The sequence below is a fragment of the Pseudomonas sp. MF6751 genome (genome assembly GCF_016613265.1).
GTDB classification, from domain to species: Bacteria; Pseudomonadota; Gammaproteobacteria; order Pseudomonadales; family Pseudomonadaceae; genus Aquipseudomonas; species Aquipseudomonas fluorescens_BV.
The window spans coordinates 18,666-31,664 of sequence record NZ_JAENSV010000011.1 but is presented as its reverse complement, the minus strand read 5'-3'; the positions used below and the strand labels follow the sequence as shown (position 1 = coordinate 31,664).

Here is a 12,999-nt window from a genome sequence, read left to right as displayed (position 1 = left end):
AGCTGCCTCTTGTTAAAATTGTGGGAGCTGGCTTGCCTGCGATAGCGGTGTATCAGTGATAGATCGGGTAACTGACCCAATGCTATCGCAGGCAAGCCAGCTCCCACATTAGATAGGCTGCGTTTGAGTTACTGGGCCAGCCAGCCACCATCGATGTTCCAGGCCGCGCCGCGCACCTGGGCACCGGCTTCACTGCACAAGAACAGCACCAGCTCCCCGAGCTGTGACGGCGTCACAAACTCCAGCGACGGCTGTTTCTCTGCCAGCAGATCCTGCTGCGCCTGCTGGGGGTCTACCCCAGTGGCCACGCGATCATCAATCTGCTTCTGCACCAGCGGCGTCAGCACCCAGCCCGGGCAGATGGCGTTGCAGGTGACATTGCTGGTGGCGGTTTCCAGGCCCACCACCTTGGTGAGGCCGATCACCCCATGTTTGGCCGCCACATACGCCGCCTTGCCCACTGAGCCGACTTGCCCATGCACCGAGGCGATATTGACGATGCGCCCCCAGCCCTTGGCCTTCATGCCCGGCAAGCTCAGGCGTGTGCTGTGGAACACCGAGGACAGGTTGATGGCGATGATCGAATCCCAGCGCTCCACAGGGAAGTCTTCTACCGCTGCCACATGCTGGATACCGGCATTGTTGACCAGGATATCCACGCCACCGAACTCGCGCTCGGCGTAGGCGAGCATGTCGGCGATTTGCGCGGGGTCGCTGACGTCAGCCGGGTGATGCCCGACCTTGCCGCCAAACGCCTGCACCTGGGCGATCACCGCGCTGGCGTCGCCAAAGCCGTTGAGAATCAGGTTGGCGCCGGCCTTGGCCAGGCTCAGGGCAATCCCTAAGCCGATGCCGCTGGTGGAGCCGGTGACCAGGGCGGTCTTGCCATTCAAAGTTGTCATGAAAACCTCACACAATGCCGGTGGCGTAGAAAGTGCCGATCACCACGAACACCGCAAGGGTCTTGATGATCGTGATGCCAAAAATGTCCTTGTAGGCTTCGCGGTGGGTCAACCCGGTGACCGCCAGCAGGGTGATCACCGCGCCGTTGTGGGGCAGGGTGTCCATGCCACCGCTGGCCATGGCCGCGACTCGGTGCAGCACCTCAAGGGGGATATTGGCCGCGTGGGCGGCTGCAATAAAGCTCTCGGACATCGCGGCGAGGGCGATGCTCATGCCGCCCGAAGCGGAGCCGGTGATACCGGCCAGCAAGGTCACGGTGATCGCTTCGTTGACCAGCGGGTTGGGGATGCCCTTTAGCCAGTCCGCCAGTACCAGAAAGCCTGGCAGCGAGGCGATCACGGCGCCAAATCCATATTCCGACGCGGTGTTCATCGCCGCAAGCAATGCACCGCTTACCGCGCTTTTACTGCCTTCGGCCAGCTTGCTCTTGATCGCCGAGAAGCCGAACACCAGCACCACGATAATCCCCACCAGCAACGCCGCCTGCACCGCCCAGATCGCGGTGAGCTTGGCGATTTCGGTGGTCACCGGCGCGCTCATGCCCGGCAGGCTGAGGCTGTGTGTCTTGCCATACCACTGCGGGATCCAGTGGGTGAACAACAGGTTCATCACCCCCACCAGGATCAGCGGCGACAACGCGAGCCACGGGTTGGGCAAGCTCAGGTTGTCGGCGGTTTCGGGCTCATTGCGCAACTCGGTGCCATAACCTTCACCCGCGCGCTGTGCCTTGTTGCGCTGGCGTGCGAGGTAGAGCATGCCGGCGCAAAACACGAAGATCGTGCCGATCAGCCCCAGCCACGGCGCTGCCCAGGCGGTGGTGTTGAAGAAGGTGCTGGGGATGATGTTCTGGATCTGCGGCGTACCGGGCAGGGCGTCCATGGTGAACGAGAAGGCGCCGAGGGCGATGGTCGCCGGGATCAGGCGCTTGGGTATATTGCTCTGGCGGAACATCTCGGCGGCAAACGGGTACACCGCAAACACCACCACGAACAGCGACACGCCACCGTAGGTGAGCAGGGCGCAGACCAGCACAACCACCAGCATCGCCTGGCGCGTGCCGAGCAAGCGGATCGCAGCGGCCACGATCGAGCGCGAAAACCCCGACAGCTCAATGAGCTTGCCGAACACCGCACCGAGCAGGAATACCGGGAAATACAGCTTGATAAAACCGACCATTTTTTCCATGAACACCCCGGTAAAGGCGGGTGCGACGGCGGAAGGGTCGGTGAGCAGCACCGCGCCAAGGGCGGCGATGGGGGCGAACAGGATAACGCTATAGCCACGGTAGGCGGCCAGCATCAGCAGCGCGAGCGCGGCCAGGGCAATGATCACACTCATGGTGTGTCTCCATCGGATTGTTATTGTTGTGGGTGAGGCTTTGGGAGGGAGCTATAGCGAGATGTGTGCCAGATTTATAACTTGTTGATATGTATCGACTTATTGTGGATTTAAAGTGATTTTCGAGACGGCAGTCTCAATCTGGAGACTAGTGGAGATCCTTGTGGGAGCTGGCTTGCCTGCGATAGCGGTGGTTCAGCTGGCTTGTAGGGCACTGTTAGACCGCTATCGCAGGCAAGCCAGCTCCCACATAAGAAAGTCTTGATATTGGGAATTTAGTCTCTTGTTTGAGACTAAGTTAGTCCAAGCGCCAGCATTTTTTTATACAGCGTCGACCGCCCAAGCCCCAACCGCTTGGCCGCCTCTACAACATTTCCGTCACTGGCCTTGAGCGCGCCCGCAATCACCTGCCGATCAAACCGCTCCCGCGCCGCCGCAAAGGTTTCACCCTCGACCGCCGCCACCGCGCCTCGCTTTACTGGGCTGAACGTGCCAATCGCTGCGCGAAGGTCGCTGGCATTGAGCATCAGGTCATCACTCAGCAACGCCGCCCGCTCCAGCACATTGCGCAGCTCGCGGATATTGCCCGGCCAGGCATGTTGGGCCAACAGCGCCTGGGCATCGCGGTCCAGTTCGTGCTGGCTGCGCAACTCCTCAAGGATCGCCTCGCTCAGCGCCGGAATATCCTCCAGCCGTTCACGCAGCGGCGGCACCTGGATCGGCAGCACGTTGAGGCGGTAATACAGATCGGCGCGAAACTCGCCACGCTTGATCGCCGCTTCCAAGTCCGTGGACGTCGCGGCAATCACCCGCACATCGCTGTGCAGCATCTCGTTGGAGCCCACCGGTTCGAATTCCTTTTCCTGCAACACCCGCAGCAATTTGCTTTGCAGTGGCAGCGGCATGTCGCCGATTTCATCGAGAAACAACGTGCCGCCCTGGGCGATCTGGAACTTGCCGGGGCGACCCTTGCGGTCGGCACCGGTAAAGGCGCCGGGTGCGGTGCCGAAGAATTCGGCTTCAAGCAGATCATGGGGGATCGCCGCGCTGTTGATGCTCACAAAGGCTTTGTGCGCCCGGGGCGATGCGCCGTGAATGGCCTGGGCCAGCAGCTCCTTGCCGGTGCCGGTTTCCCCGAGCAGCAATACCGGCGAATCGGCACTCGCACTGCGCCGTGCCCGGCGCTTGACCTCAAGGCTGGCGGCGCTGGTGCCGATAAAGTGCGCGAAGTTGTATTTGCTTTGCCGCGAACGCAGCAGCGAGCGCGTGGAGGCCAGCTCCTGCTGCATGCTCAGGTAGCGCTCGATCAACGGCGACAGGTTGCGCAGTTCATCGAACAGCGCAAAGCCAATCGCGCCGATCACCGCCCCGGCCTCGTCGTGGATCGGCAGGCGCATCACCACCAGCGGGCCTTTGGGAGTGTCCTGGATATCCAGCAGGATCGGCCGGTCGTTGCGCACCACCTGGCGCAGCAGGCTGTTGGAAATTACCTGCTCGCAAGGCTGGCCGATGGCTTGGTCGGCGCTCTTGAGGCCAAAACGCTTGGCGTAACGCTCGTTCATCCACACGATATTTGCATCGCGGTCGACGATGACCGTGCCCTCGCTGGACTGCTCGATGATCTCGAACAGCGACTGGATGGCCAGGCCGCGAACCTGTTGGTAGTCCTTGAGGCTAGTGCTCATGGAGGCAAAATCCTGTTAATCATCACAAGGGGATGTGCGCTGCTGCCAGCAGTTCTTTGGTGTACGGGTGTTGGGGCGATTCGAACACATCATGGCTCGCGCCACGCTCCACCACCTTGCCATCCTTGACCACGATCATGTCATGGGCCATGGCGCGCACCACCGCCAGGTCATGGCTGATAAACAGGTAGGTCAGGCCGTATTTGTCCTGCAGTTCGCGCAGCAGCGCCACCACTTGTTTCTGCACTGTACGGTCGAGGGCCGAGGTGGGTTCGTCGAGCAACATCAGCGCTGGCTTGAGTACCAGGGCGCGGGCAATGGCGATGCGTTGGCGCTGGCCACCGGAAAACTCATGGGGGTAGCGATGCCGGCTGGCGGGGTCCAGGCCCACGTCCTTGAGTACCTGGATGACTTGCGCGTCACGCTCGGCCAGGCTGCACGGCGCGTGCACTTCCAGGCCCTCGCTGATGATCTGCTGCACCGACATGCGCGGGCTGAGGCTGCCATAGGGGTCTTGGAACACCACCTGCATCTGCTTGCGCCATGGGCGCATCTGCTGATGGTTGAGCGGGTCGAGGGCCTCCCCCTGAAAGCGAATGCTGCCGCTGGAGTCGAGCAAGCGCAGGATCGCCTGGCCCAGGGTCGACTTGCCGGAACCGGACTCGCCGACAATCCCCAGGGTTTTGCCGCGCTGTACGCTGAGGCTGATGCCGTCTACCGCGCGCAGGTAGGTTTTGGCCCGGAACAGCCCACCTCCCAGGGGAAACTGCACGCTCAGGTCATCCACTTCCAGTACCGTCTCACGGGGCTCGCTGCACAGCACATCGCCCGAGGGCTCGGCGTCCAGCAGCAGGCGACTGTAGGGATGCTGCGGTGCGGTGAACAGGGCCTGGCAGTCGGCTTGCTCGACGATTTCCCCGGCACGCATCACGCAGACCCGCTGGGCGATACTGCGCACCAGGTTGAGGTCATGGCTGATCAGCAGCAGCGACATGCCCAAACGTTGCTGCAAAGATTTGAGCAGCAGCAGGATCTTGCGCTGCACCGTCACGTCCAGCGCCGTGGTGGGCTCGTCGGCAATCAGCAGTTCGGGCTCGCAGGCCAGGGCCATGGCGATCATCACCCGCTGGCGCTGGCCGCCGGACAATTGATGAGGGTAGGCCTTGAGCCGCTCCTGGGGTTTCTGGATGCCCACCAGTTCCAGCAGTTCGAGGATGCGCGCCTGCGCCGCCTTGCCGCCCAGGCCCTTGTGCAGCAGCAGGGTTTCGCCGATCTGCTTTTCGATGCTGTGCAGCGGGTTCAGGGAGGTCATCGGCTCCTGGAAGATCATGGCAATGCGGTTGCCGCGCAATTTTTGCAAGGTACTCGGTGAGGCGCCGATCAGTTCCTGGCCGCGATACTTGATGGAGCCCAGTGTTTCGGTGCCGGCTTGCGGCAGCAGTTGCAGGATAGAGTGGGCCGTCACCGACTTGCCCGAGCCCGACTCGCCCACCAGCGCCAGGCACTCGCCAGGGCGCACGTCCAGGCTCAGGTTGCGCACGACGGTCTGGCCGTTGAAGGCGACGCACAGGTCGCGGATTTCGATCAGGTTCATACGCAGTCACTCATGAGCGGGGGTCGAAGGCATCACGCAGTGCCTCGCCGATAAACACCAGCAACGACAGAATCAGCGCCAGGGTGAAAAACGCCGTCAAGCCCAGCCACGGTGCTTGCAAGTTCTGCTTGCCCTGGCCGATCAGTTCGCCCAGGGAGGCGCTGCCGGCGGGCATGCCGAAGCCAAGGAAATCCAGGGCGCTCAAGGTGGATATCGCCCCGGTCAAAATGAACGGCAAATAGCTCAGGGTCGCGGTCATGGCGTTGGGCAGGATATGCCGACGAATGATCTTGCCGTCGCCCAGACCCAGGGCGCGTGCGGCCTTGACGTATTCCAGGTTGCGCCCGCGCAGGAACTCGGCGCGCACCACGTCCACCAGGGCCAACCAGGAAAACAGCGCCATGATCCCCAGCAACCACCAGAAGTTCGGCTCCACAAACCCCGACAGGATAATCAGCAGGTACAGCACCGGCAGGCCAGACCACACCTCGAGGATGCGCTGGCCGAGCAAGTCCACCCAGCCACCGTAGTACCCCTGCAACGCCCCGGCGGCAATGCCAATGACCGCGCTGATGGCGGTCAGGGCCAGGGCAAACAGGATCGACACCCGTGCACCAAAGATCACTCGGGCCAACACATCGCGGGACTGGTCATCGGTGCCCAGCCAGTTCACCGCCGACGGCGGGCTCGGGGCCGGGCGGGTAAGTTCGTAGTTGGGGGTGTCATCGCTGAACGGAATCGGCGGGAACAGCATCCAGCCGCCATCCTGCTTGATGAGCTTTTGCACGTAGTCACTGCGGTAGTCCGCCTGGAACGGCAACTGCCCACCGAACTGCTGCTCGGTGTAGCGCTTGAACACCGGAAAATACAGCTCGTTCTTGAAACTGAGCACCAAGGGCTTGTCATTGGCGATCAACTCGCCGCCCAAGGTCAGGATGAACAGGCCGATAAACAGCCACAGCGACCACCAGCCACGGCGGTTTTTCTTGAAACGTTCGAAACGCCGACGCGCTACGGGAGACAGGTTGAACATCAGGCGTTCCTCGCGGCGAAGTCGATACGCGGGTCCACCAGGGTGTAGCAGAGGTCACCGATGAGTTTTATCAAGAGACCGAACAGGGTGAAGATAAACAGCGAGCCGAACACCACCGGGTAGTCGCGGGACACGGCCGCCTCGTAGCTCATGCGGCCCAGGCCATCGAGGGAGAAGATCACCTCGATCAGCAGCGAGCCGGCAAAAAACACACTTATAAACGCCTGGGGAATCCCCGAGATCACCAGCAACATCGCATTGCGGAACACGTGACCGTACAGCACTCGGCGTTCGCTCAAACCCTTGGCGCGGGCGGTGACCACGTATTGGCGGGTAATTTCATTGAGGAACGAGTTCTTGGTCAGGATGGTCAAGGTGGCAAAGCCGCCGATCACCAGCGCCGTTACCGGCAGTACCAAGTGCCAGAAGTAGTCGGCGATTTTGCCCACGGTGCTCAGTTCGGCGAAGTTTTCCGAGACCAGCCCGCGTACCGGGAACCAGTTCAGCGAGGTACCGCCAGCGAACACCACGATCAGGAACATCGCGAACAGGAACGCCGGCATCGCGTAACCGATGACGATGGCCGTGCTGCTCCACATATCAAAGCTGCTGCCATGGCGCACGGCCTTGCGTATGCCCAGCGGGATCGACACCAGGTAGGTAATCAACGTGGCCCACAGGCCGAGGGAAATCGTGACGGGCAGCTTTTCCAGGATCAGGTCAGTCACCGTCGCGCCTCTGAAGAAACTGTTGCCGAAGTCCAACTGGGCATAGTTCTTGAGCATCAACCACAGGCGTTCCGGCGCGGATTTGTCGAAGCCGTATTGTTTCTCGATGTCCTTGATCAGCTTCGGGTCCAGGCCGCGGCTGGCTCGCGAGCCGCTGATGCCTTCGCCGGATGCGCCGGTTACACCACCGCCGCCAATGCCTTGCAGGTGAGCGATGGCTTGTTCCACCGGCCCGCCGGGCGCGGCCTGCACGATCACGAAGTTCACCAGCAGGATGATCACCAGCGTCGGGATGATCAGCAGCAGGCGCCGTACGATATAGGCAAACATCAGTGGGCCTCTCCGCGTTTTTTCAATTCAGCCTGCATTTGTTCGTTCGTCAGCGGGGTGGGGCTGACTTCCCACCAGGTTTCCAGGGCTTCGTCGTTCTTCGCCTCGATGGCCGGGCGCCCGAAACGGTTCCACCATGCGGCGGAGGTGCCCGGTGGGTAATAGTTGGGGATCCACAGGTAATTCCATTGCAGTACGCGGTCCAGGGCGTGGGCATAGGTGAGCATCTTCGCCTGGGTGTCAGCCTTGACCAGGCCATGGATCAGCGTATCGACGGCCGGGTCCTTGAGCACGATGTAGTTGTTGGCGCCCGAATCGAACGCGGCGGCGGAGCCGAAATAGTTGTACAGCTCCATGCCGGGCGAGGTGGTGACCGGGAAACCTGTGACGATCATGTCGTAGTCGCGGGCCATCAGTCGGTTGACGTATTGCGAGGAGTCGATGCGGCGGATATTCAGGGTGATGCCGATCTGCGCCAGGTTGCGTTTGTAGGGCAGCAACAGGCGTTCGAGGCCGTTCTGGACGTTGAGGAAGGTGAATGCCAGTGGCTCGCCCTGGGCATTGACGAGTTTGTCGCCCACAGGTTTCCAGCCGGCGTCTTCCAGCAGGGCCAAGGCTTGCAGCTGTTTGTCGCGGATCATGCCACTGCCATCGGTGACCGGGGCCTTGAACACCTGGGTAAACACCTCGTCGGGAACCTGCCCGCGCAGGGGCTCGAGGATCGCCAGTTCTTCCGGGGTGGGCAACTGGCTGGCGGCCAGCGGGCTATTGGAGAAATAGCTCTGCTGGCGGATGTACAGGTTGCGCATCATCTGCCGGTTGGCCCATTCAAAATCCCACAGCATCGCCAGGGCCTGGCGCACGCGGCGATCCTTGAATATCGGTTTTTGCACGTTGAACACATAGCCCTGGGCCGGCTGCGGCATCTCCTTGGCCAGGTGCGCGCGCTGCAGGCGGCCATCGTCCAGGGCCGGGCCGTTGTAGCCGATGGAGTAACCGGTGGCGGAGAATTCACGGTTGAAATCATAGGCGCCGCCGCGTAGCACTTGGCGTGCTACTTCGGTGTCGCCGAAGTACTCCAGGCTCAGGTGATCGAAGTTGTACAGGCCGCGGCTGACCGGCAAGTCCTTGCCCCACCAGTCGGGGTCACGGGTGAAGGTGATGGTGCTGCCGGAGTCGATCTTGCTGACCTTGTAGGGGCCGCTGCCCAGTGGCGCTTCGTAGCCGCCGCCGTTGGCAAAGTCGCGGGTCTTCCACCAGTGCTCGGGGAACACCGGCAAGGTGGCGATATCCAGGGGCAGGGTACGGTTTTCGTTGCTGGAAAAGTCAAAGCGCACCTGGCGCTCACCTTCGACCTCGACGTGCTTCACGTCGGCAAATAGCGTGCGAAAGCGCAGGCTGCCTTGGGTCATCAGCACGTCAAAGCTGTAGCGCACGTCTTGCGCGGTGATGGGCTTGCCATCGGCAAAGCGCGCCTTGGGGTTCAGGTAGAAGCGCAGTGACAGGCCATCGTCGGCGCGCTCCATCTTTTGCGCCACCAGGCCGTAGACGGTGTAAGGCTCATCCAGCGAGCGCAACGCCAAGGGCGCATACACCCAGCCGTCGACCTGGGAAACGCCGATGCCTTTGTCGATATACGGCAGCACATGGTCAAACCGCCCCACCTCCAGCGCGGAACGCCGCAGGCTGCCGCCCTTGGGAGCGTTGGGGTTGGCATAGTCGAAATGGCTGAAACCTTCGGCGTATTTGGCGGGCTCGCCGTACACCGTCAGGTAGGTTTGCGGGGCTGCGATCACCGCAGTGCTGGCCATTAGCAAGGCCAGGGTGGAACAGAGTAGAGATGAAAAAGCCAATCGCATTATCAGCCTTGAGCGCCGGGTAAGAGTCATAAGGATTTGTACGCTAACGGCCTGGGCATCGCCAGTCATCAGATGCACAACGGCCCACCAAAGGGCGGGCCGTTGTTTATAGCATCAGCGCGGATTGAATCAATCCTGGCGGCTGGTGACTTCCAGCAGGTGGTAGCCGAACTGAGTCTTCACCGGGCCTTGCACGGTGTTGACCGGGGCACTGAAGACCACGGTGTCGAATTCCTTGACCATCTGGCCTGGGCCGAACGAACCGAGGTCACCGCCCTGGCGGCTGGATGGGCAGCTGGAGTTGGCTTTAGCGACTTCTGCGAAATCAGCGCCGCCTTCGATTTGGGCCTTGAGTTCGTTGCACTTGTCTTCAGAGGCAACGAGGATGTGACGGGCGGTGGCTTTGGCCATGGTGAGTAACTCCTAGAGTAAAAAACGGTGAGCGTACCGGATTCAGGCGGTTATTTCTCGGCAAAGTTCCACTGGGTTTCAGCTGGCACTGTTTTGGCCGTGAGGGTTCAAGGCAGCACAAGGTAGTCGTTGCGCTGCACGATCGGTCGGTGCGCCGCTTGCACCAGGTGGATATAGCGGCCGTCCACCAGGTCGATGGGCAGGCAGTCGTCGATATCCAGCACCGCGTCGGTGTGGGCCTGGGACCAGTGGCTGAGCATCTGCTGCTTGCCTTTGCCCATGGCCTCCTGTTTGTTGCGGGCGACCACCAGCAAGTAGTGATGGGCCTCGCCAAAGCTATTGGCTTCGTAACCGCCCAGGTTGATGAAGTACAGGCGGTGTGCATCGCCGTGGGGCGCCAGGTGGCTCAGTTCAACCTTCCAGCCGTCGACGCCATCGACGGCCATCCATGAGTCGATGTGTACGCCTTTGGGGCTGCCGAACCAGGCGTCGCGTAATTGCGGGTAGGTGGCTTGCAGGGTGTCCGCCACGGCGAACACCACATCGTGTACTTCGATCCTGGCCCGCGGGTGCTTGCCCCCGAGCATGACGACAAACAGCATTACCGATGATTCCTGGGGAGGGCGGCCTGACAGCCTATCTGATCACTCCCGGCAATCAAACTGTGGGAGATTCTATGGTTGAGGGGCAACCCTCAACCAACGTACTGGGGAGCAGAGCAAGAGCTGCAGGCTTGTTTGCGCAATCAATGCATCTTGCTATGGTCCATCTTGCTGTGGTCCATGCCATCCAGCCCACGCGCCGTTGCCTTCACTTCGACGGCCTGCTTTTCACCCTTGGCATCTTCTACCGTAAGGGTCAGTGGTACCTGGTCGCCTTCCTTGATCTGGCCGGTCAGGCCCATCAACATGACGTGGTAGCCGTTGGGGTCGAGCTTGACGGCTTTGCCGGCAGGCAAGGCCACCGAGTCCACCGGGCCCATGCGCATGACGTCGTCCTTCATGCTCATCTCATGAATCTGCACGTCCTTGGCCACTGGCGATGCCACGCTCAACAGTTTGCTGTCGCTGTCGGCGGTGAGGGTCATGAAGGCGCCACTGGACGGTTGGCCCACTACGGAGGCGCGTACCCAGGCGTCAGTGACTTGTACCTGGGCACTGGCGTGGGCAGCGAGGCCCAGCAGGGTTAGACCGAGGGTGAGACGCTTGAGGTGTTGAACGGCAGTCATTAGCAGACCTCCATGACGGTGAGCAGGTCTTCTGCGCACTCTTGAGCGGTAAGGGATGCCTGCAAGCCAAGGCGCAGGTTGCCACGGGTGTCGAACACGAAACTGGTGGCGGTGTGGGAGAGGGTATAGGTGTCGCCGGCGGGGATCTTTTCATAAAAGATCCCGAACTCCTTGGCGGCCACGGCGATTTCTTCCGGGGTACCGTAGAGCGCTTCGAAGCTTGGGTCGAAGGCCTTGACGTAGTTGTCGAGAATTTCGGGGGTGTCGCGCTCGGGGTCCAGGGTGATGAACACCACCTGCATGATCTTGCCATCGCGGCCCATCAGCTTCTTGGCCTGGGCGGCGCGGGCCAGGGCTGTCGGGCAGACGGCCGGGCACTGGGTGAAGCCGAAGAACACCACCGGCATCAGGCCGCGGTACGAGCTCAGGGTGACGGTTTCGCCGTCGGTGTTCTTGAGCTTGAAGGTGCGGCCCATGATCTTGTCACTGAGGTCCTTGCCGTACTTGAAGTTCAGCTTGGGGCTGTAGTCACAGCCGCCCAGCAGGCTGCCCAGGCCCAACAGGCCCATGCCGGTCAGCACTTTGCGGCGGGTGAATAACGTACTCATCAACTGTGCATCCTGTGAAACGCCTGTAGGGCCGTGGAGCTGCTCCGCCAGGCTTTGAAAAGGAGTAACGAGAAGGGTGCAGAGTCTAGCAACCCTGGCCGGCGCGCGTAATCTGCGACGTTCTGCCACAGGGGCGCGTCGCATTTCGTCCTTTTATGGCTTCGGTGGTAGAGTCGCCGCCATGAAATTGCGCCACTCTGACCGCTCACTGATCGCCTGGGCCCTGTACTTCTGCGTGCTGATGAACCTGTTCGCCTGCGGTTTGGGGCATGGCCAGATGATGGGGCAGCAGCTCAACGGCATCGGCGGGCTGTTCTGTTCGGTGGACGGCGGGCAGTCGCCAATTTCCGACAAAGGGTTGGCGAACCCGTCCTCCAGCAACATCTCGAACTACTTTGCCTGCCCGGTGTGCAACGCGGTTACCGTTGCCCTGGTGTTTCTGATCGGCCTGGCCTGGTTGCTCGGCCTCACCCAAGCCCCGCGTGTCGCCCATGAGCGGCGCAACAAGGCGCCTCCGCGCTATTCCTGGCCCTCGGCCAACCCCCGCGCTTCTCCCGCATCCTGACGTGTGCCTTGGGCTTCCTGTCACCAGGAGGCATTCTCTCGTCACGATTGTGAGAACGCTCTATGAACCCTCAATTGCCTGCCGGTGCCAGCCGTCTGGTCAGCAAGGCGTCGCGGCGCCTGCGTGCGCAACCGGCGCTGCCTGATTACCCGAGTAATTCGCGCTGCTTCGTGCACCTGGATGCACGCCTGCTGCCTCACTGGCATACCTTGTTCGACATCTGCCCGGCGCTGCTCAAGCTCGACCCACCGGAGGGCTTGAACCTGTTTCGCGCCTTCATGACCTGGGCCTATCGCAACCAGCCGCCGCTGGACTGGACCTACCATCTGAACGTATGCCGCTGGTTGCTGAGTTCGGCGTACCGCACACAGATCGATGAGGAACCGATCGAGGCCTTCATGGCCGCCGCTGCTGCGCGCTGGGTGCTCACGGACGACAGCCCGGCGGCAGGCATTGTCTTGAGCTGGCGCGATTGCACCCTGTTCGACTGGAAGGGCCACCCTTCGATAGCCGCGCCGCGACCGGCATTGCCGCCGCCCGCCTGGGATTTTGCCTGGTGCCCGTTGGGTGCCCAAGGCGCTTTCAGCGGTTGGCTGCCGGTGCCCTGAGGCGCCGCGCCCGGTAAGCCTCACGACACCCTCGGAAGCGCCGCACACT

At 61.7% G+C, this 12,999-nt stretch carries 13 protein-coding genes; 2 read left to right on the top strand and 11 right to left on the bottom strand.

Annotated features, from left to right (window positions below):
• Nucleotides 1-128: 128 nt before the first annotated feature.
• From JJD66_RS11875 to JJD66_RS11825, 11 genes are all read right to left on the bottom strand, one after another.
• On the bottom strand, nucleotides 129-902 hold the full coding sequence (locus JJD66_RS11875; protein ID WP_003191811.1) for a 3-hydroxybutyrate dehydrogenase: 774 nt from the start codon (nucleotides 900-902) through the stop codon (nucleotides 129-131).
• 7 nt (nucleotides 903-909) lie between these two features.
• Nucleotides 910-2,301 (bottom strand): GntP family permease, encoded by a 1,392-nt coding sequence (locus tag JJD66_RS11870; RefSeq protein WP_200648212.1) that lies wholly within the window; start codon nucleotides 2,299-2,301, stop codon nucleotides 910-912.
• A 293-nt stretch (nucleotides 2,302-2,594) separates the two neighbouring features.
• Nucleotides 2,595-3,986, bottom strand: a complete 1,392-nt coding sequence (locus tag JJD66_RS11865; RefSeq protein ID WP_200648211.1) for a sigma-54 interaction domain-containing protein — start codon at nucleotides 3,984-3,986, stop codon at nucleotides 2,595-2,597.
• A gap of 22 nt (nucleotides 3,987-4,008) precedes the next feature.
• Nucleotides 4,009-5,580 carry an ABC transporter ATP-binding protein gene (locus JJD66_RS11860; RefSeq protein ID WP_073525237.1) on the bottom strand — a complete coding sequence of 524 codons (1,572 nt, stop codon included), beginning with the start codon at nucleotides 5,578-5,580 and terminating at the stop codon, nucleotides 4,009-4,011.
• Between the two features lie 10 nt (nucleotides 5,581-5,590).
• Nucleotides 5,591-6,613: an ABC transporter permease gene (locus tag JJD66_RS11855; RefSeq protein ID WP_200648210.1), complete on the bottom strand. Its 1,023-nt coding sequence runs from the start codon at nucleotides 6,611-6,613 to the stop codon at nucleotides 5,591-5,593.
• On the bottom strand, nucleotides 6,613-7,671 hold the full coding sequence (locus tag JJD66_RS11850; RefSeq protein ID WP_200648209.1) for a microcin C ABC transporter permease YejB: 1,059 nt from the start codon (nucleotides 7,669-7,671) through the stop codon (nucleotides 6,613-6,615). Before JJD66_RS11850 ends, JJD66_RS11855 begins: the two co-directional genes overlap by 1 nt.
• Entirely contained in the window at nucleotides 7,671-9,530 is a 1,860-nt protein-coding gene (locus JJD66_RS11845) for an extracellular solute-binding protein (RefSeq protein WP_198715980.1), read from the bottom strand. The genes JJD66_RS11850 and JJD66_RS11845 overlap by 1 nt, the downstream gene beginning before the upstream one ends.
• 129 nt (nucleotides 9,531-9,659) lie before the next feature.
• Nucleotides 9,660-9,941, bottom strand: a complete 282-nt coding sequence (locus JJD66_RS11840) for a peptidylprolyl isomerase (protein WP_014718212.1) — start codon at nucleotides 9,939-9,941, stop codon at nucleotides 9,660-9,662.
• Nucleotides 9,942-10,048: 107 nt separating this feature from the next.
• Nucleotides 10,049-10,543: a DUF1543 domain-containing protein gene (locus JJD66_RS11835; RefSeq protein WP_105226643.1), complete on the bottom strand. Its 495-nt coding sequence runs from the start codon at nucleotides 10,541-10,543 to the stop codon at nucleotides 10,049-10,051.
• A 143-nt stretch (nucleotides 10,544-10,686) separates the two neighbouring features.
• The gene (locus JJD66_RS11830) at nucleotides 10,687-11,169 is read right to left on the bottom strand and encodes a copper chaperone PCu(A)C (RefSeq protein WP_105226644.1); all 483 of its coding nucleotides are present in this window, start codon (nucleotides 11,167-11,169) and stop codon (nucleotides 10,687-10,689) included.
• Complete coding sequence (locus JJD66_RS11825) at nucleotides 11,169-11,777, bottom strand: SCO family protein (RefSeq protein WP_034125726.1); 609 nt, start codon at nucleotides 11,775-11,777, stop codon at nucleotides 11,169-11,171. Before JJD66_RS11825 ends, JJD66_RS11830 begins: the two co-directional genes overlap by 1 nt.
• 181 nt (nucleotides 11,778-11,958) lie before the next feature.
• Here JJD66_RS11825 and JJD66_RS11820 point away from each other — a divergent pair, with 181 nt between their 5' ends.
• Both JJD66_RS11820 and JJD66_RS11815 read left to right on the top strand, forming a co-directional pair.
• Nucleotides 11,959-12,342 (top strand): DUF2946 domain-containing protein, encoded by a 384-nt coding sequence (locus tag JJD66_RS11820; protein ID WP_054918556.1) that lies wholly within the window; start codon nucleotides 11,959-11,961, stop codon nucleotides 12,340-12,342.
• Nucleotides 12,343-12,404: 62 nt separating this feature from the next.
• Nucleotides 12,405-12,950 (top strand): putative natural product biosynthesis protein, encoded by a 546-nt coding sequence (locus JJD66_RS11815; protein ID WP_200648208.1) that lies wholly within the window; start codon nucleotides 12,405-12,407, stop codon nucleotides 12,948-12,950.
• Nucleotides 12,951-12,999: the final 49 nt, after the last annotated feature.